The following is a 23,492-nucleotide window of genomic DNA, read 5'->3' as shown; positions in this document are numbered from 1 at the left end:
GGATGTACGTTCCGCGTCATGCTCGCGCTCGCCCGCACCCGCGCCGTCGCCCCGGCGGGGTGGAGCCGCTGGCTGGTTCCGCCCGCCGCGCTGTCCATCCACCTCGCCATCGGCCAGGTCTACGCCTGGAGCGTCTTCAAGCCGCCCTTGGAGTCCTCGCTCGGGCTGTCCGGCACGGCCTCCGCGCTGCCTTTCCAGCTCGCCATCGTGATGCTGGGGCTGTCCGCCGCCTTCGGCGGCACCCTCGTCGAGCGCCACGGCCCGCGCCGGGCGATGTCGGTGTCGGCCCTCTGCTTCTCCTCCGGCTTCCTGGTGGCCGCCCTCGGCGCGGCCACCAGCCAGTACTGGCTGGTCGTCCTGGGATACGGCTTCATCGGCGGCATCGGCCTGGGGATCGGGTACATCTCGCCCGTCTCCACCCTCCTGAAGTGGTTCCCCGACCGTCCGGGGATGGCCACGGGCATCGCCATCATGGGGTTCGGCGGCGGCGCGCTGATCGCCTCGCCGTGGTCCACCGGCCTGCTGAAGTCGTTCGGTACGGACCCCGCCGGGATCGCCCGGACGTTCGTGGTCATGGGGCTGGCGTACGCGCTGTTCATGACGCCGGGGGCGCTGCTGGTCCGCGTACCGCCCGGCGTACGGCCGGCGGGCGGCGGACCGGCGACGGGCGGCGGGCCGCCGCCGGGCGAACGGCCGGCGTCGGCGCCCGTGCTCCGCCCCGGGCCGGGTCCCGCACAGGCCACCGCGCAGGTCACCGCACGCTCCACCACGCAAGTCTCCGCCCGTAACGCCCTGCGCACACCGCAGTTCTGGTGCCTCTGGGTCGTCCTGTGCATGAATGTCACGGCGGGCATCGGCATCCTGGAGAAGGCCGCCCCGATGGTCACGGACTTCTTCGCGGGCACCTCCGCCCCGGTGAGCATCCCGGCCGCCGCGGGCTTCGTCGGCCTGCTCTCCCTGGCCAACATGCTCGGCCGGATCCTGTGGTCCTCCGCCTCGGACGGGCTGGGCCGCAAAAACGTCTACCGTCTCTTCCTCGGCGTCGGCGCCGGAGCGTACCTGCTGATCGCGCTGGCCGGCGGCTCCTCCAAGCCGCTGTTCATCGCCTGTGCCGCGGTGATCCTCTCTTTCTACGGCGGCGGGTTCGCCACCGTTCCGGCGTACCTGAAGGACCTCTTCGGTACGTACCAGGTGGGCGCGATCCACGGCCGGCTGCTCACCGCCTGGTCCACCGCCGGAATCCTCGGCCCGCTGATCGTCAACGCCGTCGCGGACGGCGGAAAGGCCGCCGGGCGCAGCGGCCCCGGCCTGTACACCCCTTCGTTCTTCATCATGATCGGCCTGCTGGCGGTGGCCTTCGTCGCCAATGAGCTGGTCCGTCCGGTCTCCGCACGCCATCATGAACCGGGTGCCGGCGCATCCGGGCCGGCCCCCGCCACCCCGGAAGGAGCGGCCACGTGACCGCCCGCCGTACCCCGCTCCTGGTTCTGGCCTGGCTGTGGGTCGGCGTGCCGTTCGGGTACGGCCTTTACGAACTGGCCCTCAAGTTGAAACAACTGTTCACGAGCTGACATCTGCTCGACCTTCAGGACCGGTACCGCGCGGACGCCGCGGACCCGGCGGCACGCGACGAGGGAGCACACGTTCATGGCAGAGCTGCACGATCTGACCGCACTGGAGCAGGCGGAGGCCGTCCGGTCCGGTGAGCTCTCCCCGGTCGACCTCACCGAGCACTACCTGACACGGATCGAGCGGCTGGACAGCACGCTCGGCGCCTTCATCACCCGCACCCCGGACCTCGCCAGGAAGCAGGCGGCGGAGGCCGAGCGCGAGGCCGCCGCCGCGCGCCGCGAGGACCGCCCGCTGCCCCTGCTGTACGGGGTGCCGGTGCCGGTCAAGGACCTGAACCATGTGGCGGGGGTGCGCTGCACGATGGGCTCCCTGGCGCTGGCCGAGCACGTCCCCACGTTCGACGACCACCTCGTGGTCAAGCTGCGCGAGGGCGGCACGATACTGCTCGGCAAGACCAACACCCCCGAGTTCGGCCTCTCCTGCTACACCGAGAACCGCCTCGCCCCGCCCGCCCGCACGCCATGGGACCTGGAGCGTTCGGCGGGCGGTTCCAGCGGCGGGGCCGCCGCGGCGGTGGCCGGCGGGCTGGCGCCGGTCGCCCACGCCAGCGACGGCGGCGGCTCCGTCCGTATCCCCGCATCCGTGTGCGGGCTCTACGGCATCAAGCCCAGCCGCGGCCGGATCAGCAGCGGCCCCGTCCTGCACGACGTCGCCGGGCTGAGCACCGCCGGCCCGCTCTCCCGTACGGTCGCCGACGGTGCCGCGCTGCTGGACGTCCTGGCCGGCCCGATGCCCGGCGACCCGTACGCGGCGCCCGCGCTGCCGCCCGGCGAGACCTTCTCCGCCTACGCCCGGCGGGCCCCCGGGCGGCTGCGGATCGCCTGTCTGACCCAGGCGCCGATCGAGGGCCTGGAGCTGCACCCGGACTGCCGCGCCGCCATCGAGACGACCGTGGCGCTCCTGGGCGAGCTGGGCCACCAGGTCGAGGACCTGCCGCTGCCCACCGTCGATGACAACGCCCGCTACGCCTTCACGCGCGTCTGGTCGGTGCTGGCCGCCAACCGCCCCGTGCCGCCCGGCGGCGAGGAACTGCTCATGCCGCTGACCCGATATCTGCGGCAGCGCGGCGCCCGGCTCACCGCCGTGGAGTTCGCCCGCTCGATGTACGAGTTCCGCTCCCTGGGCCAGTTGTTCGCCGACGCGCTGATGCCACGGGACGGCGGCTACGACGTGATCCTCTCGCCGACCGTCGCCGCGCCGCCGGCACCGGTCGGCAGCCTGCGCGACGACGCCGACCCTCAGGCCGAGTTCGCGGCCATCGGCCGCTTCACGCCCTTCGCCGCGCTCTACAACGCGACCGGCCAGCCGGCGGTGAACGTACCGCTGTACTGGAACGACGAGGGGCTGCCCATCGGCGTGATGTTCGCTGCGCGGTACGGCGATGAGGGCACCTTGATCTCACTGTCCGCCCAGTTGGAGGAGGCCCGGCCGTGGGCGGGACGCAAGCCCGCCGTCTGGTGACCCGGGGGCCCACCGGGCTCCATGGGGTGCCGTCAACGAGCAACGAACCAGGTGACAAGTAACCCGCCAGTAGCCTTCGGATCAAAATCGGCCCCTCGCCGGGACTGGCGAGGGGCTGATGTGCGTGGTGGTGCGGGTGCTCAGGCCATGGCCGGCTCGGGGTCCGGCTCCGGGGAGACACGCCGTTCCAGCCCTCGACGACGTTCAGCCCTTCCTGCATCTCGCACTGGAGGTCGCGGTCGCGCAGGTACTGATTTCGCCGACTGCGGTCAGGTACCGGCGGGCGGTGTAGCGCAGTTCTCCCTCGGTGTGGCCGTGCTCGCCGGACGTGACCGAGCTGATCCCGGAGTTGGTGCCGTACGAAGACCAGCGCGTCCAGCCGGCCGGGGCAGTCCTTGTCCCGCGCGAGCCGCGCGGCGACCTCGGCGGCGGCCCGCTCGTCGTGCCAGATCACGTCCACCGACTGCGAGACGAGCTTGCCCTGGTCGGTCCTGGTGCATTCGTACCAGCCAGTCAACTCCCGCAGCTCACTGCGGTGCTGCTTGGCGACGTGCCCGACCGCGTCGGGCGGCAGCTCCAGACGCATCTTCGGAAACCTGCCGCGCCAGGTCAGGAACTTCAGCCGGACAGCCATGCCCAGCCTCGTGGCCCCGGTCTTGTTCCGTAACCATCCCGACTCGTCTCTGGACAGGGTGAAATGGTCCACCACCCCGTCCAGACCCAGATCCCGCCCCACCAACAACCCCTTCCCTCCGCCCCTTAACCAGTAGTCGGGCTGGACGGTAGAGGCGCCGGTGTAGAGCGGGCGCGGGTTCGGAAGGAGCGCTTCCGTACGGAATACGTCATGGGCATAGTTGAACGCGCCGTCTGCCGCATCACATACTCGTGCGCCTCCTGAACAGGGTTGTTGCGCCCAGGAAAGGCGAGTTGAGTGGCACTCACGGCGTCACTGGATTGCCGACCCTTCACAAGGGAGCAAACGTTCATCGCGTTCACGCTTTCGGAGACGGTAGTGGCTTTTGCCGTCCGCCGCATGTCCGCTCTTCTGAGAGTACGCACTCTGTGCGGCAGATGCAGGGAGTGGGCCGCGAAAGGGCGGGCGGCTGCCCGGCATCGGGTCTGTGGAACAGGGGGACACGTATGGCAACGGCAGCCTGGTCATGGCCCGCGGCAGCGGCAGGGAGTGCCCATCATGCCGACAGGGACAGCCGCCGTCACGCCGTGTCCGAAGTGAAGATCTGCGGTGTGTTCCTCGCAGAAGTCCTCTGGTCGACCGGAGGAGAGCCGTCATGATGCTGCCCGCCACCGCCCCTGTCACGGCACCCGCAGTGCCACACTCTGCCGACCACCGGTTGGCTGATCCACAACGACGTGATGGATCACTCCGACACCCGCCGGGGCCATCCCACCGTGTGCGGAGGACGGCATGACCCACTCCCCGGCCCAACAGAGCCCGGCCACTCCATAACTTACAGAGAGAGCCATGACCAGCCTCAGCATGAACGGACTCGTACTGCCCACCCCCACCTATTCATTTCCGGATCGGATTGCCCCTTGGGCGGATGCGGCCGAACGTGAAATCGAGCAGTGGATGGGAACGGACTTTGCCTTCCTGTCCGACGAGGCACGCGCACAGTACGCAGCAACGAAGTTCGGACATCTCGCCAGCCGCTGTTACGGTGCCGCTGTCGATCAGCTACGGCTGATCGCCTGCACACGCATGTTCACCATGGCCACCGTTTTCGACGACTACTACGAGCCGTGCACTGTGGAGGAACTCACTGTCCCTATCCGGCGGACCGTGCAGATCCTCAAAGGCGCCGCGCTCACGCTGTCGGACAACGGCATCATGCACTCACTGGCCACCCTCCGCAAAGAACTACTCGCTTTCGCCGATGAAACATGGATGGATCGTTTCATCCATAACTGGACCGTATTCGTCACCGGTATGCAGGCCGAGGCACCCTACAAGCAAAGCAAAACAACACCCTCGCTGGTCGACACCCTCGACATCCGTACGGCTTCAGTCGGCATCGTTGCCTCTACCGACATGATCGAGATCGCCACGGGACGCCCCTTGCCGCCGCATATCGCCAGCCATCCCACCATCATCGTGCTCAAGTGGCTCACATCCCGCGTGATGGCAATCCAGAACGACCTGTACTCGCTTTCCAAAGAGATCGCCCGCGGCGGCACCGAGACGATCAACGTCGTCCTCTGTCTGCAACGCGAACGCAGGCTGAGTCTTCAAGACGCCTACACCCAGGCGCTTGAACTCCATGACGAGATCGTCCACGAGATCAGCGATCGCATCACCTCTCTCCCCGACTTCGGCTCGGACCAGCAACTGGCCCGCGAGTATGCAGCAAACCTTGGCGTCATGATCCAGGGTTGCAAGAGCTGGTACGAACGGGACACCAAGCGCTTCCGAGCTGACGCAGCCGGCTACGCCGCCAGCGAATAAACGGCTGAGCCATACCGTGACTCGGACGTTTCATAGGTGGTCCCTGTTGCAACACCGCGCCGCCGGAGCATCCACGCAGGCCGCAGCCCTCCGCTCCGAACTGCACGTCGCCACCCCGGCCGTACGTCATCCCGGCGTGCGCTGGAGTGTCCTGCCGGCCGTGAAGCCCGTCGCTTCGTCCACGCCGATGGAGGGCCGCTGGGATGAGCCGTGCCTCCGCCGTACGGCGGAGGCGACCGGTACCCGAGAACGTTTCGGCGCACCGGTGCGACCGGCAGGCTGGGGCCATGACACCGAAGTTCCCGACCGCGCCACAGCGGCCCGCCGCATGGGTTCCGCCGCCGCGCTGGGCCGTACGCACCGCCCACGCCGTCGTCCTGTGCACCCTGCCGTCGAGCCTGTGGCGGATCGCCATGGCGGTCGGCGTCCCGGTCGGCTTCAGTGAGAGCGTCCTGCGTGAGGAGTTCAACTCCCCCGGCTGGGGGACCCTGTTCATGATCGGCCTGAGCGTGCTGACCGAGTGCCTGGCCCTGAGCACCTTCGCCCTGGTACGCCCCTGGGGCGAGCGGCTGTCCCGCCGGCTGTCCTTCGTCGGCGGCCGGCCCCTCACCCGGCTCGCGACCGCGGGCGCGGCGGCCCTCACGCTCCTGTGGCCCTCACAATTCCTGGCATTCCTGCTCTTCATGAACGACGGCGCACTGGCCGGGGTCCATCGCACCGTCATGCTTCTTTGTTACGCGCCGCTCCTGGCCTGGGGCCCGATGCTGGCCGCGGTCACCTTCGCGTACCACCGAGGAGCGGTTGCCCGTGCCGCCGCCGGAACCACGGGCCCTGTGCGTACCGCCTGAGTCCCCGTCACCACCGACACCACCAGCACCACCGGAACCACTGACTACTCTGGCAACGTCAGCATCACCGGAACCACCGACGCCACGGCCCGCCTTCCCCTTCGGCCGGTCGGCCGCGGACCGGTCGACGCGCAGCCGCCGCGCCCCCGGGCCCTGCTCGCCGAGCTTGTCGTACGGGTTGGTCAGCGCGCAGGTGGTCAGTGAGAGGCAGCCGCAGCCGATGCAGTCGGTGAGCTTGTCCCGTAGCTCGACGAGCTGGCTGATACGTTCCTCCAGCTCGGCACGCCAGATGTCGGAGAGGCGGGCCCAGTCCTCGCGGTTGGGGGTCCGCTCGTCGGGAAGCTCGGCCAGGGCGTCACGGATGACGGCGAGCGGGATGCCGACCCGCTGGGCGGCTCGTACGAACGCGACCCGGCGCAGCGCGTCACGGGTGTAGCGTCGCTGGTTGCCCGCCGTCCTGGTGCTGCTGATCAGCCCTTTGGACTCGTAGAAGTGCAGGGCGGAGACCGCGGCACCACTGCGCGCGGAGAGCTGGCCGACCGTGAGTTCATGAACCTTGTACGGAAGCTGAGGCACCTCGTCACCCTATCCGCACAGGCCGGACGGCCGCGTTGACAGCGGGCCCCGCGCTCAGCATGCTGAGCAAGCGCTTAGTCGATGCGGGAGAGGCATGAAGGCACGCACGGCGTGCACAGGCACGGACAAGCGCGGGCAAACGCGGAAGAGTGGAGCCCCAAGGAGGCGTACGGACATGGCAGAGCCCCGGGTGTTTGCCTCGCTCGACGAGCTGCGTGCGGCGGTCGGCGAGAATCTGGGCACCAGTGACTGGCTGGAGATCGACCAGAAGCGGATCGACCTGTTCGCGGACGCCACCGGCGACCACCAGTGGATCCACGTCGACCAGGAGGCCGCCGCGGCCGGTCCCTTCGGCTCGACGATCGCCCACGGCTATCTGACGCTCTCGCTGCTGCCCGCGCTCGTACCACGGCTGATGCGCGTCGACAACGTGAAGATGGGCATCAATTACGGGGTGAACAAGGTCCGCTTCCCCGCTCCGGTCCCGGTCGGCTCACGGGTGCGCGCCACGGCCACGATCGCCGATGTCACCGAGGTGCCCGGAGGGGTGCAGCTCGCCACGACGGTGACCGTCGAGCGCGAGGGCGGCGACAAGCCCGTGTGCGTGGCCGAGACCCTCAGCCGCTTCTACCTGTGAGCCGGCCACGCCTTTGAGGGCGGCGCATCCGCCGGGACGGCGGTCCCGCCCCGGCGGCGTTCCGGACACACCGACTGCTCGTATCGCCCCGATCGCCCTGTTTCTTCCGGTTCCGGCTTCCTTTCCGGTTTCCTTGTTCCGTCCGGTTCCGGTTTCCTTACGGATTCACGAAGAAGTAGTCGACGACCAGGCCGATGGGGTTCGGCCAGTCGACGAAGACGCGAATCGCCACCACGCCGTTGTCCGGCGCGATGTTGTAGACGGAGTACCGCGCGTTGCCGATGAACTTGCCACCGGAGGAGGTGGGGCCTTCACTGATGCTGACAAAGGCGCGGGTGTTGGCGGTGAAGCTGTTGGAGGTGAGGTTCAGCACCCACCAGCCGTTGCGCGGGCCCCAGTTGTGCCGGTAGGTGTACCCGAACCCCTGGAGGTCCTGGGCGCTCACGCCGGCCGGCTTGCGGTCGCCGATGACGTTGAGCTGGGATTCCTCGACCTTCGCCTCTTCGAACTGGATCTCTCCGTGCCCTGAAGTGGGACCGGCCATGACCGTATCCCCCCTTCCCTTGTCACGTGCCACGGTCGTTGTCGGCGGTCGGTGCGATCGCCGCCCGGACGGGCGACAGCGACAACGTCCTCCCGCCGCGTGACACCGTCAAGGGGAGTTACGGCTACGAGGGGCGTTCCGCTCCGACCATCCGCAGTACGAGTCCGGCGTACAGCGCGCCTACGTCGTCGGGCGTACGGGGACCGTCCGCGGTGAACCACCGGGCGACGTCCACGCACAGCGACAGCACCGCCAGGGTGGTGCCCGGCACGTCCTCGACGGTGAACTCCCCGGCGTCCGCCCCGTCCTGGATGATCCCGCGCAGCAGCCGGTCGGTCCGCCGGCGCAGCGCGGCGACCTCGGCGTAGTGCTCGGCGCCCAGCGCCTGGAGTTCGTACTGGATGACCCGGGCCGTGGTGTGGTGCTCGGCGTGCCAGCGCGCGAAGGTCCGTACGGCGTCGCTCAGCCGCCGCGTCGCGCTGCCGCCCGCGCCCGCGGCCTCCGTCATGATCCGCAGCGCCTTCTCGTGGCCGATGCCGCTGATGCGGTAGAGCAGTTCTTCCTTCGTCTTGTAATGGATGTAGAGGGCAGCGGGGCTCATGCCGGCCCGGCCGGCGATGTCGCGGGTGGTGGTGGCGTGGTACCCGCGCTCGGCGAACGCCTCGACGGCGGCGCCGACCAGCCGCCGGGCCGCGTCCGGGGTCACGTCGGCCCACTCCTCACCCGTCCGGTCCGCCTGCCTGGCCTGCGTAGCCATCACACACCCCGCTCCTCTTCCCGCCGTCCGGGCCGTCCGCCGGCGGATCGAACACCATACCCCGAAGGTGAGCAAGCGCTTAGAGCACGACGGCGGGTACGTCCCGTTTTGAGCCGTACGGCATCGGGCGCCGGGCCCCGGGGCCGCGCACCGTACGCCTGCGCGTGAATATTCGGTCGCGCCGGCGCGCGAATCAGCATGAAATGAGCGGCGACAACGACACAGACGCAGAAGGTGGAGAAGACGGACGCCATGACCGGCCGGCACACGAACACCCCGCGCCTACAACTGCCGGGGCCCACCGGACCCCACCCGGTGGGAACACGGGCCCTGCACCTCACCGACCCCGACCGCGCCGACCCGTGGTCACAGGACCTCCGGCGCGAGCTGATGGTGCAGCTCTGGTACCCGGCAGCCGAGGCATCGGCCCCGCACGCCGGCAGCGCTCCGGTGTCCGCGCCCTACCTGGCACCGCCGGTGGCCGAACTGGTGCTTGACGCCTGGGCGGAGGAGGACGAGGAACTCGACCCGGCGCTGTGCGAGGCGCTGGCGCGGACCGGGACGCACGCCGTGGACGGCGCTCCCGTGGCCGGCGGTACGCTCCGGCCGCTGGTGCTGCTCTCCCCCGGCCTGGGCGAGTACCGGGCCGGACTGACCGTACTGGCCGAGGAACTGGCCTCGCGCGGCTGGTGCGTCGCGGGCGTCGACCACCCCTCGGACGCCGCCGGTGTCGCCTTCCCGGACGGCCGCGTCGTCCCGCACTGCGAGCCGGACTTCGGCGAGCAGGACGAGGAGTCCGAGGGAGCCGAGGAGTCCGAGAGGGCCGGCGAAGAGAACGAGGCGGTGAACGAGGCAGCGGATGACCGGCCCGGGTCCGGCCCCGCTACTGATCTCGAAGACCGCTACCTCACCACCCGCGTCGCCGACCTGCGGTTCGTCCTGGACCGGCTGCTGGCCGCCGGTTCACCGTGGCAGGCGCTGCTCGACCCCGCCCGTATCGCGGTCGCCGGGCACTCGCTGGGCGGTGCCGCGGCCGTCGAGCTGGCGCGGCTCGATCCGCGGGTGGCGGCTGCCGCGGTGCTGGACGGCAGTCTGTACGGCCAGGCGCTCACCACCGGCCTGGATGTCCCCGTACTGCTGTGCGCGACGACTCCGCCGGACCCGCACGACCCGGAGGTCCTGGCCGGCTGGGACCGGCTGTGGCCACTGCTGCGGGGCCCGCGCCGCCGCGTGGAGGTATCGGGCGCCGGGCACTGGACGGCCACCGACTTCGACGTGCTCGCCGAGCCGTTGGGCCTGCGCGATCCGGACGACCCGGACGACGCGGCATCCTTCGGCACGCTGCCGCCGGGGCAGGGCGTCGCGGAGGTACGGGCCACGCTCGCCGCGTTCCTGGAGGAGCATCTGGCGAAGCCCGCCTGACAAGGGCCCGCCTGACAAGGGTCCATCCGACAAGGGCTCATCGGACAAGGACCCGTCCGACGGAGCCCGGACCCGGCGCGCGGGCCGACCGTGCGGGCGCTCCGAGCCGGTGGCGGGAACCGCCCACCACCCGCTACGGCCACAGGGAACCGGCCACCGCCCTACAGGGTGCCGCGGTCAGCGGCCGGCTCCGGTCGCCGTTTCGAGGTTGTGGGTCATGCGTTCCAGGACGAGGACGGCCGTGCGGTACTCCTCCGGTGAGATACCGGCGGTCGACAGGTCGCGGAACGCGGCGACGCGTCCGGCGGCCTCCGTCAGACGCCGGCGGCCGTCGGCGGTGAGGGCGAGCCGGCCCGGTGCGGGCCGGTCCGCCCAGCCGCCGGCGAGCACGGCCTCGACGGCGGCGGTCAGCGTGGGGGCGTCGGCATGGGTGACGAGGACGGAGCGGACCTCGGCGTCGGAGATCTCGGGGGTGTCCTTGATGACGTTGAGGATCTGCCAGGCGATCCGGGTGAGGCCGGACTCCTCCAGCATCTCGTTCATGCAGCGGGTGAGGGCCGCGTCGGTGCGGTTGAGCCAGTGGCCGATGGGCTTCATGAGGGAAGGCGCTCTCTCGTGGCGGGGACGGGCGGGAGGGTCAGCGGTGGGCGGGCGCGGCGGACAGGAGTGCGGGCCAGTCCTGCCCGGCGGCCCAGTCGGCGAAGCTGTGCCAGCCGGCTTCGGGGTGGTCACGGCGCAGTGCGGCCACGTCGACGTCCAGGCCGGAGGTGGCGAAGTACGCGAACATCGCCGCCAGGTCCGCCGAATAGGTCCGGACCTGAGCCAAAGGCACCTCCTGGTGGGTGACCGGGCGGCCGATGGCCGCCGTGAGGATCTGCGCGATCTCCTCGGGGGTGCGCTCGTCGGAGGCGATGTCCAGGCGCTGTCCGGCGAAGTCCTCGCGGCGCCGCAGGACCAGCGCCGCGAACGCGCCGATGTCTGCGGCGGGGATGAGGGTGAGCGGCCGGCCGGTGGGCATGGGCCAGGCGAAGGCGCCCGCGCGCAGCCCGTCGAGGGTCCAGCCACTGGCGTAGTTGTCCATGAACGCCGCCGGAGCGATGACCGTCCAGGGCACGCCGGCCGCCCGCAGGTGCCGCTCGACCAGGTACTTGCTCTCGTAGTGCGGGATGCCGGTGCCACGGTCGGCGTGGGCGGCGGAGGTGAACACGATGTGCCCGAGGCGGGCGGCTGCCGCGGCGTCGACCAGGGCCGTGCCCTGCCGGGTCTCGGTGGCGGTGTCGGTGCCGAACGGGGTGGTGACCGCGAAGAGCGAGTCGGCGCCGGCAAGGGCGGCGTCCAGGGAGGCGCGGTCCTCGAAGTCGGCGTGACGCACGTCGGCGCCGAGGCGGCGCAGGGTGTCGGCGGCGGGCGAGGCGGGCCGACGGGTCAGGGCGCGCACTTGGTGTCCGGCGGCCAGCAGCGTACGGGCGGTGGCCCCGCCCTGGGCGCCGGTGGCTCCGGTGACGGCGACGGTGAGCATGATTCTCCTGGGGATGAAATAATTGCACAACAAATGACTGCGTGACGCAGTTGATGCGTCACACAGGAGGCTACGGGATCTCGCTGCGCCGCGCAGCGAATTTTGGGGTGTGATCCACGTGACGGACTCGCGTCGGGCAAAGCTGCACAAGGAACTGTCGAGGGAGTCCCGCCGCTACATGGCGGCATACGTCCTGTTCAACCAAGCCGTCGCCGACCACCTCGGCATGCACCCGACGGACATGCAGTGCCTGAGCCTGCTGACGGCCGAACCCGAGCCGCTCACCGTCAAGCAGATCGCCGAGATGTCGGGACTGACCACAGGCTCGGCCACCCGACTGGTGGACCGGCTCGAAAAAGCGGGCTACGTGGCCCGCAGGCCCGACCCGGGCGACCGCCGCCGGGTGCTGGTCGCCCCGGTTCCCGAGCGCGTCGCCCGCGTCACCGCGGTGTGGGACGACCTGGGCCGGGAGTGGGAGGCGCTGCTCGACACCCACACCGAGGACGAACTGGAGGTGATCACCCGTCACATGCGGCGGGCGCATGACCTCAGCCATGTCCAGATGCGTTACCTGCGGTCCCGGCCGAAGCCGGAGTGAGTACGGGCCGGGTCCGTCTCAGAAGGCCGAAACGCCCGTCAGCGCACGCCCGATGATCAGTTTCTGGATCTGGCTGGTGCCCTCGTACAGCGTCATCACGCGGGCGTCGCGGAGCAGTTTGCCGACCGGGTACTCGTCGATGTAGCCGTAGCCGCCGAAGACCTGGAGGGCGTTGCCGGCGGCCCGTACCGCCGCTTCGGAGGCGAAGAGCTTGGCCTTGGACGCCTCGGTGGCGAACGGCTCGCCGCGGTCGATCAGGTCGGCGACCCGCCAGGTGAGCAGCCGCGCGGCGTCCACGTCCACCGCGATGTCGCTGATCAGCTCCTGTACGAGCTGGTGATGGGCGAGGGTCTTGCCGAACTGCTCACGCTCGGTGGCGTACCCGACGGCGGCGTCCAGCGCGGCCTGCGCGATCCCCACACAGCCCGCGGCGACCGACATCCGGCCCTTGGCCAGCGCCGACATGGCGACCGCGAAGCCCTTGCCCTGGGGAGCCAGCAGGGCCGAGGCAGGCACCCGGACATCGGTGAGCAGCAGTTCGGCGGTGGCCTGGCCGCGCAGGCCCAGCTTGCCGTGGATCTCCCGGCGTTCCAGGCCCGGGGTGTCGGCCGGTACGAGGAAGGCGCTGATGCCCCGGTGACCGGAAGCGTCGTCGGCGTCCGTCGTACGGGCGAAGAGCAGGACGACGTCCGCCCAGGTCCCGTTGGTGATGAACATCTTGCTGCCGTTGATCACATACTCCGCGCCGTCCCGTACGGCCCGGGTCGCCAGGCTGCCCGCGTCGGACCCGGTGCCCGGCTCGGTCAGGGCGAAGCAGCCGACGGCCTCGCCGGAGGCCAGGGGCGGCAGCCACCGCCGCTTGTGCTCCTCCCCGCCCCAGGCCGCGATGGTCTTGGCGACCAGGCCCAGGGACACGGAGACGATGCCGCGCACCGCGGAGTCACCACGGCCCAGTTCCTCGGTGACCAGGGCGTAGGAGAGGTGGTCGCCGCCGCTGCCGCCGTACTCCTCGGGGAGGGTGAGGCCGAGGAAGCCGACCGCACCGAGTTTCTTCACGATGCCCCGGTCGACCCGCTCCCGGCGGTCCCACTCGGCGGCGTACGGCGTGACCTCGCGGGCGACGAAGTCCTTGGCGAGCCGGCGTACGGCGGCCTGCTCCTCGCCGAGTCCGAGATTCATCCGGTCTCCGTCTCCAGCGCTTCGGGCTTTCGCCCATCAGGCCCATCAGGCCGAACAGGTCGGTCAGGTCGGTCAGGTCGGTCAGGTCGGTCAAGTCGGTCAGCGCATTAATTAGCACCGCTAGTTTTACGGTGGCGGCCTCTACTATGAGCGCCATGGCCCGACCCCGCAAGCCCCTGCTGAGCCGCGAACGCATCGTCACCACCGCGCTGGCGCTCATCGACGCGGAAGGGCTGCCGGCGCTCTCCACCCGCCGCCTGGCCGCCGAACTGGGCGTGAGCGGGCCGTCGTTGTACAACCACTTCGCGACCAAGGACGAGCTCCTGGACGCGGTCGCCGACTCCGTCGTCGCCCAGGTCGAGGTGTCCGCCTTCGGCGTGGGCGCCGACTGGCGCACCGGCCTCCTGGAGTGGGCCCGCTCCTACCGCGCGGCACTCGCCGCGCACCCCAGCATCGTGCCGGTCCTCGCCCAGGGCCCCGGCCGCCGGCCGGCCGCGCTGAGGATGGCGGACGCGGCCTTCGGCGGCATGGTCGCGGCCGGCTGGCCGCCCGCGCAGGCCACCCGGATCTGTGCCATGGTCCGCTACTTCGTCGCGGGCTCCGCGCTCGGCTCCTTCGCCCGCGGCTTCGTGGACGACCCGAGCGCCTACGATCCCCGGGAATACCCGCACCTCGGCCGGGCCCACCTGCTGGCGGAGCACCAACAGCAGGTGGACGAGGGGGCGTTCGAGACGGGGCTGCGCGCGCTCGTGGACGGGCTGGCGCTGCGGCACCCGGACCGGCTCCCGGCACACGACTGAGCGGTGACCGCCAGGCGCACACCGGAACCCTCGGGCACGTGAACCCCCGGGTCCGGGCCCGGTGCTCAGAACACGACCAGCGCGCGGCCTCCCCTGCCCGCCCGCATGGCGTCGAACGCGGCCGGGATGTCCTCCAGGCCGATGCGTTCGGTGACCAGCCCCGAGAGGTCGAACGCGCCGCTGCGGACATGCCCGGCGATCACCGGGAGATCTGCGGCGGGGTCGCTGTTGCCGTACACACAGCCCGACAGCCTACGGCCGAAGTAGAACAGCTCCAGGGCGGAGAAGGTGACCTGTTCGTCCTGGCCGCCGATGCCGACGACGGTGGTACGGCCGCCGCGCCGGGTGGCGGACCAGGCCGTACGGATCGTCGCGGCACGGCCCACGCACTCGATCGCGACATCCGCGCCGTATCCGCCGGTCAGCGCGCGGACCCGCTTGGCGGTGTCCTCGGCGGCCACGAGGAAATCGGTGGCACCGGCCGAGCGCGCCAGTGCTTCCTTCTCCGGGGAGACATCGACGGCGATCAGCTCACCGGCGCCCGCCACACGTGCGGCCCTCAGCGTGGCCAGCCCCACCCCGCCGGCGCCGAGGACCACCACGGACTCACCCGCCCGGACCCGCGCCGCGTGGTGCACCGCGCCCCAGCCGGTCAGCACGGCGCAGCCGAGCAGCGCGGCGTCGGCGAGCGGCACACCGTCCGGCAGCGGCAGCGCGGCGCGCGCGGGGACGACCGTCTCCTCGGCGAAGGCGGCGGTGCCCAGGCCCGGGTACAAGGCGCTGCCGTCGGCGGCGCGGGTGGCGTACGGGGTGGCGGCGGCAGCACCCGCGGCGGCGCACAGCCAGGGTTCGCCGAGCCCGCAGAAGTGACAGTTCCCGCAGGACGGCGCCCAGTTCAGGACGATCCGGTCGCCGGGCGCGACGGTGGTGACGCCCTCGCCGACGGCGGTGACGGTGCCCGAGCCCTCGTGCCCCAGTACGGCGGGAGCGGGCTGGCGCAGCGTCCCGTTCGACAGCGACAGGTCGGAGTGGCAGACGCCGGCCGCGGCGAGCCGGACCCTGATCCGGCCCGGCCCCGGGTCGGGCAGGGCGATGTCGGCGATCTCCAGCGGGGCGCCCACGGCGGGCAGTACGGCGGCGCGGGTCATGGTGGCGGGGTTCCGTTCTTCGTGGACGGCTGCCGAGGGGCCGGGCGAGCCCGGAGGGCCGGTCCGGTCCGCGTAGCCCGGCAAGGACCGGCCCGAAGCGGCAGCCTCGGCGGAAGGATCTCAGAACTGCAGGGACTTGGTCTGGAGGTACTCGCCCAGCCCGTGCGCGCCCAGCTCACGCCCCACACCCGACTGCTTGTAGCCGCCGAAGGGAGCCAGCAGGTTGAAACGGCCGCCGTTGATGTCGACCTGTCCCGTCTCCAGCTTGCGGGCGAAGGCGACCGCCTCGTCCCGGTCGGCGGCCCACACCGCGCCCGCCAGGCCGTAGACCGTACCGTTGGCGATGCGTACGGCCTCCTCCTCGTCCCGGTAGCGCAGGACGGAGATGACCGGGCCGAAGATCTCCTCCTGGGCGATGGTCATGTCCGGCGTCACGTCGGCGAAGACCGTGGGGCGGACGTAGTACCCCTTCTCACGGCCCTCGGGAGCGTCCGGTCCGCCCGCCACGAGACGGGCGCCCTCGGAAATGCCGCGCTCGATGTAGCCACGGACGCGGTCCCGCTGCTTGGCGCTGACCAGCGGCCCCATCCTGCTTTCGGCGTCCGTCGGATCGCCGGGCGTATACCGGTCCACGGCCTCGGCGGCGAGGGCGACGGCCTCCTCGTACTGATCGGCGTGGACCAGCATCCGGGTCCAGGCGCTGCACGTCTGCCCGGTGTTCGCCATGACGTTGGCGACGCCGGCCCCCACCGCCTCGGCCAGGTCGGCGCCGGGCAGAATGACGTTGGCGGACTTGCCGCCCAGTTCCAGGGCCACCGGCTTGACGGCCGCGCCCGCGAGGGCGCCGATCCGCTTGCCCACGGCGGTCGAGCCGGTGAAGGAGACCAGGTCCACTCCCTCATGCGCGGCCAGCGCCTGCCCGGCCACCGGCCCCAGGCCCGTGACCAGGTTGAACACGCCCGCCGGCACCTCGGCCGCGGCCACGCACTCGGCGAAGAGCTGGGCGGTCAGCGGGGTGTCCTCGGCGGGCTTGAGCACGACCGTGCAGCCGGCCGCCAGCGCCGGGGCGACCTTGGCGACGATCTGGTGCAGCGGGTAGTTCCACGGCGTGATGGCGCCCACGACCCCGACCGGTTCGAGCAGTACGGTGGAATTGCCGATCTTCTCCTCGAAGGAGTACGAGGCGGCCAGCTCGGCGTACGAACCGGCGACCACGATAGGGGCGCCGGCCTGGACCGCCGTGCTGAACCCCAGCGGCGCGCCCAGCTCGGCCGTGATGGTCCGGGCGATCTCCTCCTTGCGCGCGGCGAGCTGGTCGCGCAGCGCGGTGAGCCGGGCGGCCCGCTCGGCGGGCGGGGTGGCGGCCCAGCCGGGCAGGGCGGCGCGGGCGGCCCGTACGGCGTCGTCCACGTCCTGCTCGGAGCCCGCCGGGACCCGGCCGATGATCTGCTCGTCGGCCGGGTTGAGGACATCGATGGTCTCCCGCCCGGCGGCGGGCCGCCAGCTTCCGTCGATGAACATCGCGTCGTGGTACTTCACGTCGTCCTCCCGGGACGGGGTGGCTGCTGAGGCGTACGGACCCGACCGCGACCGTAGGCACCTCAAATTATCCCCGGTGGTTTTGTGACGCCAGGCTGCCCCGGGCGCGACGCGCGGGGCGGGCCGTCAGCCGGTCGGTGCCGGCCTCTTGCGGGCCGTCAGCAGTGGCTGGAAGAAGCCGCTGTCCGCCGGCTCGTGCCAGCCGGTCACCTCCAGCCCAACCTCCCGGACGAAACCGGTCACCTGGTCCCGGCTCAGGGCCCAGGAGGTGGTGCGGCCCGACCGTACCTCCCAGGTGTCGCCGTGCGGCAGCAGTTGGACGAGGTCGAAGTCGTAGTGCTCGCCGTCCTCGTGCCACTCCCAGAGCTGGAAGGTGACGACCCGGCCGCCGTCAGGGGTGCGGGCCACACGCAGCGGGGTGCTCTCCGGCCGCTCGGCGCGCGCCTGTTCGTAGGCGCGCATGCCGATCAGCAGCAGTCCGCCCGGCCGCAGCACCCGCTCCATGGAGCGCAGCGCGGCACGTACGTCCTGCGGGGTGAGCAGGTGGGCCAGGGAGTTGTCGGCGCACACCACGGCGTCGAACTCGCCGTCGCGGAAGGGCAGCCGCCGCATGTCGGCGGCGGCCGTCCGCAGGCGCAGGCCCCGGCCGGCCGCCTCCCGGGCCGCGCGGGCGGCGGCGACCGGGCTCAGGTCCGTACCGGTGACGTCGTGTCCGGCGGCGGCCAGCCCGACGGCCTGGGTGCCGATGCCGCAGGCGCAGTCCAGGAGACGGCGGGGGCGAGGGAGGCCGTGGGGATCGCGGGGAGCGCGGGGTTCCTCGCCCGGCGCGGACGGCGCGGCCCGTATGTACGCGTCCAGGGCGCGGCCCTGCCGGATCACCGCCGCGGCCCAGTCCGCGTACAGCAGGTGGTAGCTCTCGGCGAGCCGGCCGAAGAAGCGGGCGGGCGACGGCTCCGGCATGGTTCCACGCTACCGCTGCCGCTGTTCCCGCCCGGCGGTTCCCTGCGTCAGATGATTCCGTACAGGAGTCCGGCGCCCAGGACCACCAGGGAGGTCAGCGCGGCCCATTTGACGGTGAACCTGGTGTGGTCGCCGAATTCCACCTTCGCCATGCCGACCAGGACGTACACGGCGGGAACCAGCGGGCTGGACATGTGCAGGGCCTGCCCGACGAGCGAGGCACGGGCGATCTCGACCGGCTCGACGCCGTGTGCGGCCCCGGCCTGGGCGAGGATCGGCACGATGCCGAAGTAGAAGCCGTCGTTGGACATGAAGTAGGTGAGCGGGACGCTCAGGACCCCGGTGACGATGCCCATGTGCGGTCCGAGCGCGTCGGGGACGCTGTCGACGAGCCGGTGCGCCATGTGCCCGACCATGCCCGTCCCGGTCAGGACGCCGGTGAAGACGGCGGCGGCGAAGACCATGCCGGAGACGTTCACGACGTTCTCGGCGTGGGCGGCGATCCGGGCCTTCTGGTCGTGCATCCGGGGGAAGTTGACGGTGAGCGCGAGGGCGGCACCGAGCAGGAAGAGCACCGGGATCGGGAGTGTCTGGAGGATGAGGAGGGTCAGCAGGGCAACGGTGAGCGCGGCGTTGAACCAGTAGAGCTTGGGGCGCAGGGTGGCGCGGCGCGGGTCCAGCCCCTGCGGCTCGCCGTCCACGTCCGCCTCTCCGGAGCCGGTGCCGGCGCCGGAGCCGGCTGCCCCGGTGCCCTGGTCCGTACGGCCCTTGGAGCCGGAACCCGTACCCGGTCCGGAACCGCCGGCCGGTACGAGCGCCTGCTCGCTCTCGCGCTCCGGGAGGACCTGTTCGAGGACGAGCACACCGAGCCGCTTGCGCTCCCGCCGGCCCAGGACGTACGCCAGGAGGAAGACCCCGGCCAGGCCGGTGGCCAGCGCGGGGATCATCGGTACGAAGATGTCGCCGGCGTCCAGCTTGAGCGCGGTGGCGGCACGGGCGGTCGGGCCGCCCCAGGGCAGGGTGTTCATCACGCCGTTGGCGGTGGCGGCGACCCCGGTCATGATCACCGGGCTCATCTTCAGCCGGCGGTAGAGCGGGTACAGCGCGGACACCGTGATCATGAAGGTGGTGGAGCCGTCGCCGTCCAGGGAGACGATGGCGGCGAGCAGGGCGGTGCCCACGACGACCCGCAGCGGGTCGGCCTTGCAGAACCGCAGGATGCCGCGGACGACCGGGTCGAAGAGCCCGACGTCGATCATCACGCCGAAGTAGATGATGGCGAACATCAGCATCGCGGCGGTGGGGGCCAGGTCGCCGATGCCCTTCAGGACGTAGTCGCCCAGGTGCGCGCCCTTCCCCGCCAGCACGCAGAACAGCACGGGAATGAGCACGAGTGCCGCCATCGGCGACATCTTCTTCGTCATGATCAGCACCAGGAATGCCGCGATCATGACAAATCCGAGGATTGTCAGCATGGGTACCTCACGTTCGCCTTTGAACACCCACCGGGGACGGCGGTCGAGGTGACGTTAGGTGTGTGAACTTTCCTCCAACAAGGTCTTGACGCGTGAGCAATACGAGCAAAAGGCGAGGTCACGGAGGAAGGGGCGACGGACGGCACGCAACGGCCGGCAGTCGGCGTCTGGCCGGAAGGCGCACCACGGCACCGCCGACCCGTTGACGCGCCGGAGCCACAATCCTAATGTCCTGCATAGGATTCGGATTCCTTGAGCGGCGGGAGCACGCGATGACAGGTACGGACAAAGGCACGGGTACGGATCAGGGCACGGCCGGCGAGCAGGCGAGGAAGACGGCCGAAGGGCTGGCCTACTCCCCCGGATTCGGCAACGAGCACAGCTCCGAAGCCGTCCCCGGCGCACTGCCGGTCGGCCGCAACGCACCCCAGCGCGCCCCCTTGGGCCTGTACGCGGAGCAGCTCAGCGGTACGGCGTTCACCGAGCCGCGCGCCCGCAACCGCCGCTCCTGGCTGTACCGCATCCGCCCCTCCGCAGCCCACCCCCCGTTCGTACGGACCGGCAACGGCGCGCTGCGCGGCGCGCCCTTCACCGAGACCACCCCCGACCCCAACCGGCTGCGCTGGAACCCGCTGCCCGAGCCCTCCGGCCCCGTCGACTTCCTCGACGGCCTGTGGACGCTCGGCGGCAACGGCGACATCACCCAGCGCTCGGGCATGGCCGTGCACCTGTATCACGCCAACTCCTCCATGGAGCGGCGGGTGTTCAGCAACGCGGACGGCGAACTGCTGATCGTCCCCGAGCGGGGCGGGCTGCTGCTGCGTACGGAACTGGGCCTGCTGCGCGCCGAGCCCGGCCATGTCGCACTGATCCCCCGCGGCGTGCGGTTCCGCGTCGAACTGCTGGCGGACAGCGCCCGCGGCTATGTCTGCGAGAACTACGGGCAGCCCTTCCAGCTCCCCGACCTCGGCCCGATCGGCGCCAACGGACTGGCCAACGCGCGGGACTTCCTCGCGCCGGTCGCCGCGTACGAGGACGTCGAGGAGCCCTTCGAGGTCGTCAACAAGTTCTGCGGCAACCTCTGGACGGCCACGTACGACCACTCGCCGCTGGACGTGGTGGCCTGGCACGGCAACCATGTCCCGTACGTCTATGACCTGCGCCGTTTCAACGTCATCGGCTCGATCAGCTATGACCATCCCGACCCGTCCGTCTTCACGGTCCTGACCGCCCCGTCGGACACCCCGGGGCTGGCGGGTGTGGACTTCGTGGTCTTCGCGCCGCGCTGGCTGGTCGGCGAGGACACGTTCCGTCCGCCCTATTTCCACCGCAACGTCATGACCGAGTACATGGGTCTGATCGAGGGCGCGTACGACGCGAAGCAGGGCGGGCGGGACGGCTTCGTGCCGGGCGGCGGCTCGCTGCACAACATGATGTCCGCGCACGGCCCCGACCGGGAGACCTTCGACCGGGCGAGCGCGGCCGAGCTCGTGCCGCAGAAGGTGGACGACGGGCTGGCGTTCATGTTCGAGACGCGCTGGCCGCTGACGCTCACCGGCCAGGCGCTGGCCGGGGACCACCTGCAGCGCCGCTACGACGACGTATGGCAGGGTCTGGAGCGGCATTTCCGTCCGTGAAGCCGGTGGATCCGTAGAGTCTGTGGGGTACGCAGCCGTGACGACCTTCGCTCCCGACTCGCTGGCCCTGAACCGCAAGCTGCCGCTGTGGTACCAGGTCTCGCAGTCGTTGCGCGCCTCCATACTGGGGCGCTCACCGGAGGCGCCGCTGCGGCTGCCGACCGAGGACGCCCTCGCCGCCCACTACGGCGTGAGCGTGCTGACCATGCGGCAGGCGCTCAAGGAGCTGGAGAGCGAGGGCCTGATCACCCGGCACCGCCGGCGCGGCACGTTCATCGAGCCGGACGCGCGGCGCGGCGCGCCGGTACGGCTGCTCGGCTCGGTGGACGCGATCGTGGCCCAGCAGTCCGGTATGCGCACCGTCCTGCTGGATCACCGCACCGCGCCGGTGCCCACCGAGCTGGCCGAGCACTTCCCGGACCTGTCCGAGGTGGCCACGTACGACCGGCTGCGCAGCGACGAGAAAACCGGTGAGCCGACGAACCACGCGCGCAACTTCCTGCGCCCCGAACTCGCGGGCCGGATCGACCCGGCGGATCTGGAGCGCTGGCCGATGACGAAGGTGCTGCGGGACGTGGTGGGCGTACGGATCAGCCGGATCACCGACACGGTCGAGGCGCGGCTGGCCGACCCGGAGACGGTCCGGCTCCTCCAGGTGCCGCTGCTCAGCCCGATCCTGCACTACACGGGGATCACGTACGACGAGGAGGGGCGGGCGGTGGACGTGGCGCGCATCCACTACCGGGGGACCGTTTCTCCTTCACGGTCACCCTCGACGCGCACTGAGAACTCCCGCACGCGGTGCGGGGCTGTGGCATGCGGTGCGGGGCTGTGGCACGCGGTGGGGGCCGTGGGCACCGCGCGCCTCATATGCGCTCCAGGCTGCGTCCCGTCGTACGCGGCCCCAGCAGCGCCACGTTCAGGCACAGCAGCACCATCAGGCCCGCCGAGCCCACGAACACCGCGGCCGGCCCCAGCCGCACCAGCACGCCGAGCGCGACGAAGGGCAGTATCACCGTCGTCAGCCGGGAGAGCGAGTAGGCGATGCCGATGGCGCTGCTGCGCAGACCGGTCGGGAAGATCTCGGTCTGGTAGACGTGGAAGGCGTTGGAGAAGACATTGCTGCACACGGTCAGCGCGAGCCCCGCAATCACGATCGGTACGGTGGCGCCGGCGAAGCCGAAGGCCAGGCCGCAGACCGCGATGCCCAGTGCCGAGGCGATGATCAGCGTCTTGCGCTCGATCCGGTCGATGAGCGGTACGGACAGCGCCGACCCGATCGGGTAGCCGCAGAAGCTGAGCGCGGCGTAGCCGAGGGAGGCGGTGACGGTGTGCCCCTTGGCGGCCAGGACGACCGGCGCCAGCGAGCCGAAGCCGTAGTAGCCGACGGTCTGGAGGACCTGGAAGATCCACCACATGACGGTGCGCCGCCGGTGCTCGCCCCGGAACATCTCCCCCAGCGGAACACGGCGCTCCGGTACGGTCCGGGTCTCGGCCACCGACGGCAGGCTCCCGCCGGTCTCCCGGGCCACCCGTTCCTCGATCCCCGCGACGATCCGCGCCGCATCCTCCTCCCGGCCGTGCACGGTCAGCCAGCGCGGTGACTCCGGCAGCCGGGAGCGCATGAGCTGGATGAAGGCGGCCCCCAGCGCCCCGCCGACCAGCAGCCAGCGCCACCCCTCGACGCCCAGGATGTCGCGCGAGGCCACCAGGCGCGCGCCGGCGAAGGCGGCGACGGGAACGCCGAGGAACCCCAGCGTGTAGGCGTGCGCGAGGTACCGGCCGCGTACCGCGCGCGGCAGGAACTCGGCGAGATAGGTGTCGACCAGGACGAGTTCGGCGCCCAGCCCCAGACCGGACAGGAAGCGCAGGGCGATCAGCCAGCGTACGTCCGGGGCGAAGGCGCAGAGCAGGGAGAACAGGGAGTACACGGCCAGGTTGACCAGGAACATCCGGCGCCGCCCGAAGCGGTCGGCCAGTACGGACAGCAGGTTGGCGCCGACGAACATCCCCAGGAACGCGGAGGCGATGACCCAGGACCTGGCGGTGTGGCCGAGTTGCCAGCGCTCGGCGAGCACCGCGCCCAGCACCCCGCCGAGGAAGATCTCGTAGAGGTCGAAGAAGGCGCCGATGCCGACGACGCGGGTCAGGCGGCGGTGCCAGCGGGACGGCGGCAGGCGGTCCAGCCGTGCCGCGACCCGTGCGTCGGTGCGAGAGGTCTGCGTCATGACGGCAGGACCGTCCTTCCTGGGGACGCGGGGCACGGCGAGGACCGTACCGAGGGTGATCAACGGGC

18 protein-coding genes and 2 pseudogenes are annotated in these 23,492 nt (G+C 71.1%); 9 read left to right on the top strand and 11 right to left on the bottom strand.

Features of this window, described 5'->3' with window-relative positions; translation table 11 throughout:
- The first annotated feature begins 18 nt into the window (after positions 1–18).
- The 3 genes from KGS77_RS29980 to KGS77_RS29970 all read left to right on the top strand — a co-directional run bounded on the left by KGS77_RS29980 (position 19) and on the right by KGS77_RS29970 (position 5,557).
- Complete coding sequence (locus tag KGS77_RS29980; RefSeq protein ID WP_242586253.1) at positions 19–1,461, top strand: OFA family MFS transporter; 1,443 nt, start codon at positions 19–21, stop codon at positions 1,459–1,461.
- Between the two features lie 186 nt (positions 1,462–1,647).
- Positions 1,648–3,093, top strand: a complete 1,446-nt coding sequence (locus KGS77_RS29975) for an amidase (protein WP_242586252.1) — start codon at positions 1,648–1,650, stop codon at positions 3,091–3,093.
- 1,483 nt (positions 3,094–4,576) lie between these two features.
- Complete coding sequence (locus tag KGS77_RS29970) at positions 4,577–5,557, top strand: hypothetical protein (protein WP_242586251.1); 981 nt, start codon at positions 4,577–4,579, stop codon at positions 5,555–5,557.
- 968 nt (positions 5,558–6,525) lie between these two features.
- On the opposite strand, the pseudogene soxR reads toward KGS77_RS29970, so the two are convergent.
- Positions 6,526–6,981: pseudogene (gene soxR / locus KGS77_RS29965) on the bottom strand (redox-sensitive transcriptional activator SoxR); the annotation flags it as partial.
- A 175-nt stretch (positions 6,982–7,156) separates the two neighbouring features.
- Here soxR and KGS77_RS29960 point away from each other — a divergent pair.
- Positions 7,157–7,618 carry a MaoC family dehydratase gene (locus tag KGS77_RS29960; RefSeq protein WP_242586250.1) on the top strand — a complete coding sequence of 154 codons (462 nt, stop codon included), beginning with the start codon at positions 7,157–7,159 and terminating at the stop codon, positions 7,616–7,618.
- Between the two features lie 157 nt (positions 7,619–7,775).
- Here the strand turns inward: KGS77_RS29960 and KGS77_RS29955 are convergent, their stop codons facing one another.
- Positions 7,776–8,162, bottom strand: coding sequence for a hypothetical protein (locus KGS77_RS29955; RefSeq protein ID WP_242586249.1), 387 nt, complete (start codon positions 8,160–8,162; stop codon positions 7,776–7,778).
- 124 nt (positions 8,163–8,286) lie between these two features.
- Positions 8,287–8,919, bottom strand: coding sequence for a TetR/AcrR family transcriptional regulator (locus KGS77_RS29950; RefSeq protein WP_242586248.1), 633 nt, complete (start codon positions 8,917–8,919; stop codon positions 8,287–8,289).
- Positions 8,920–9,153: 234 nt separating this feature from the next.
- Between KGS77_RS29950 and KGS77_RS29945 the strand changes: the two genes are divergently transcribed.
- Positions 9,154–10,341 carry a hypothetical protein gene (locus KGS77_RS29945; RefSeq protein WP_242586247.1) on the top strand — a complete coding sequence of 396 codons (1,188 nt, stop codon included), beginning with the start codon at positions 9,154–9,156 and terminating at the stop codon, positions 10,339–10,341.
- 177 nt (positions 10,342–10,518) lie between these two features.
- On the opposite strand, the gene KGS77_RS29940 is transcribed toward KGS77_RS29945, so the two are convergent.
- Positions 10,519–10,938: a MarR family winged helix-turn-helix transcriptional regulator gene (locus tag KGS77_RS29940; RefSeq protein ID WP_242586246.1), complete on the bottom strand. Its 420-nt coding sequence runs from the start codon at positions 10,936–10,938 to the stop codon at positions 10,519–10,521.
- A gap of 40 nt (positions 10,939–10,978) precedes the next feature.
- Positions 10,979–11,860 (bottom strand): NmrA/HSCARG family protein, encoded by an 882-nt coding sequence (locus KGS77_RS29935; RefSeq protein WP_242586245.1) that lies wholly within the window; start codon positions 11,858–11,860, stop codon positions 10,979–10,981.
- A gap of 109 nt (positions 11,861–11,969) precedes the next feature.
- On the opposite strand from KGS77_RS29935, the gene KGS77_RS29930 reads away from it, so the two are divergent.
- Positions 11,970–12,458: a MarR family transcriptional regulator gene (locus tag KGS77_RS29930; RefSeq protein WP_242586244.1), complete on the top strand. Its 489-nt coding sequence runs from the start codon at positions 11,970–11,972 to the stop codon at positions 12,456–12,458.
- Between the two features lie 18 nt (positions 12,459–12,476).
- Here the strand turns inward: KGS77_RS29930 and KGS77_RS29925 are convergent, their stop codons facing one another.
- Positions 12,477–13,637 (bottom strand): acyl-CoA dehydrogenase family protein, encoded by a 1,161-nt coding sequence (locus KGS77_RS29925; RefSeq protein WP_242586243.1) that lies wholly within the window; start codon positions 13,635–13,637, stop codon positions 12,477–12,479.
- A gap of 155 nt (positions 13,638–13,792) precedes the next feature.
- On the opposite strand from KGS77_RS29925, the gene KGS77_RS29920 reads away from it, so the two are divergent.
- Positions 13,793–14,437, top strand: coding sequence for a TetR/AcrR family transcriptional regulator C-terminal domain-containing protein (locus tag KGS77_RS29920; protein ID WP_242586242.1), 645 nt, complete (start codon positions 13,793–13,795; stop codon positions 14,435–14,437).
- Between the two features lie 65 nt (positions 14,438–14,502).
- Here KGS77_RS29920 and KGS77_RS29915 read toward each other — a convergent pair whose 3' ends face one another.
- The 4 genes from KGS77_RS29915 to KGS77_RS29900 form a co-directional block, all read right to left on the bottom strand.
- The gene (locus KGS77_RS29915) at positions 14,503–15,585 is read right to left on the bottom strand and encodes a Zn-dependent alcohol dehydrogenase (protein ID WP_242586241.1); all 1,083 of its coding nucleotides are present in this window, start codon (positions 15,583–15,585) and stop codon (positions 14,503–14,505) included.
- Positions 15,586–15,705: 120 nt separating this feature from the next.
- Entirely contained in the window at positions 15,706–17,124 is a 1,419-nt protein-coding gene (locus tag KGS77_RS29910; RefSeq protein ID WP_242586240.1) for an aldehyde dehydrogenase family protein, read from the bottom strand.
- Between the two features lie 126 nt (positions 17,125–17,250).
- Positions 17,251–18,084 carry a class I SAM-dependent methyltransferase gene (locus tag KGS77_RS29905; RefSeq protein ID WP_242586239.1) on the bottom strand — a complete coding sequence of 278 codons (834 nt, stop codon included), beginning with the start codon at positions 18,082–18,084 and terminating at the stop codon, positions 17,251–17,253.
- A 47-nt stretch (positions 18,085–18,131) separates the two neighbouring features.
- Positions 18,132–19,559: a citrate:proton symporter gene (locus KGS77_RS29900; RefSeq protein ID WP_242586238.1), complete on the bottom strand. Its 1,428-nt coding sequence runs from the start codon at positions 19,557–19,559 to the stop codon at positions 18,132–18,134.
- Positions 19,560–19,831: 272 nt separating this feature from the next.
- On the opposite strand from KGS77_RS29900, the gene hmgA reads away from it, so the two are divergent.
- Both hmgA and KGS77_RS29890 read left to right on the top strand, forming a co-directional pair.
- Complete coding sequence (hmgA, locus tag KGS77_RS29895) at positions 19,832–21,196, top strand: homogentisate 1,2-dioxygenase (RefSeq protein ID WP_242586237.1); 1,365 nt, start codon at positions 19,832–19,834, stop codon at positions 21,194–21,196.
- Positions 21,197–21,233: 37 nt separating this feature from the next.
- Positions 21,234–21,982: pseudogene (locus tag KGS77_RS29890) on the top strand (GntR family transcriptional regulator).
- A gap of 80 nt (positions 21,983–22,062) precedes the next feature.
- On the opposite strand, the gene KGS77_RS29885 reads toward KGS77_RS29890, so the two are convergent.
- Entirely contained in the window at positions 22,063–23,424 is a 1,362-nt protein-coding gene (locus KGS77_RS29885) for an MFS transporter (RefSeq protein WP_242587777.1), read from the bottom strand.
- Positions 23,425–23,492: the final 68 nt, after the last annotated feature.

It is taken from the genome of Streptomyces sp. MST-110588, assembly GCF_022695595.1.
Classification (GTDB): Bacteria; Actinomycetota; Actinomycetes; order Streptomycetales; family Streptomycetaceae; genus Streptomyces.
Note: the sequence above shows the minus strand (reverse complement) of the source record. Positions and strands in the feature narration are given on the sequence as shown.

What these genes read in the sequence shown, in the direction of transcription:
- KGS77_RS29960 (WP_242586250.1), top strand. Translation starts at nt 7,157, where the DNA reads ATGGCAGAGCCCCGGGTGTTTGCCTCGCTCGACGAGCTGCGTGCGGCG.
- KGS77_RS29980 (WP_242586253.1), top strand. Translation starts at nt 19, where the DNA reads ATGCTCGCGCTCGCCCGCACCCGCGCCGTCGCCCCGGCGGGGTGGAGC.
- KGS77_RS29925 (WP_242586243.1), bottom strand. Translation starts at nt 13,637, where the DNA reads ATGAATCTCGGACTCGGCGAGGAGCAGGCCGCCGTACGCCGGCTCGCC.
- KGS77_RS29920 (WP_242586242.1), top strand. Translation starts at nt 13,793, where the DNA reads ATGGCCCGACCCCGCAAGCCCCTGCTGAGCCGCGAACGCATCGTCACC.
- KGS77_RS29955 (WP_242586249.1), bottom strand. Translation starts at nt 8,162, where the DNA reads ATGGCCGGTCCCACTTCAGGGCACGGAGAGATCCAGTTCGAAGAGGCG.
- KGS77_RS29900 (WP_242586238.1), bottom strand. Translation starts at nt 19,559, where the DNA reads ATGCTGACAATCCTCGGATTTGTCATGATCGCGGCATTCCTGGTGCTG.
- KGS77_RS29940 (WP_242586246.1), bottom strand. Translation starts at nt 10,938, where the DNA reads ATGAAGCCCATCGGCCACTGGCTCAACCGCACCGACGCGGCCCTCACC.
- KGS77_RS29970 (WP_242586251.1), top strand. Translation starts at nt 4,577, where the DNA reads ATGACCAGCCTCAGCATGAACGGACTCGTACTGCCCACCCCCACCTAT.
- KGS77_RS29885 (WP_242587777.1), bottom strand. Translation starts at nt 23,424, where the DNA reads ATGACGCAGACCTCTCGCACCGACGCACGGGTCGCGGCACGGCTGGAC.
- KGS77_RS29935 (WP_242586245.1), bottom strand. Translation starts at nt 11,860, where the DNA reads ATGCTCACCGTCGCCGTCACCGGAGCCACCGGCGCCCAGGGCGGGGCC.
- hmgA (WP_242586237.1), top strand. Translation starts at nt 19,832, where the DNA reads ATGACAGGTACGGACAAAGGCACGGGTACGGATCAGGGCACGGCCGGC.
- KGS77_RS29975 (WP_242586252.1), top strand. Translation starts at nt 1,648, where the DNA reads ATGGCAGAGCTGCACGATCTGACCGCACTGGAGCAGGCGGAGGCCGTC.
- KGS77_RS29915 (WP_242586241.1), bottom strand. Translation starts at nt 15,585, where the DNA reads ATGACCCGCGCCGCCGTACTGCCCGCCGTGGGCGCCCCGCTGGAGATC.
- KGS77_RS29905 (WP_242586239.1), bottom strand. Translation starts at nt 18,084, where the DNA reads ATGCCGGAGCCGTCGCCCGCCCGCTTCTTCGGCCGGCTCGCCGAGAGC.
- KGS77_RS29950 (WP_242586248.1), bottom strand. Translation starts at nt 8,919, where the DNA reads ATGGCTACGCAGGCCAGGCAGGCGGACCGGACGGGTGAGGAGTGGGCC.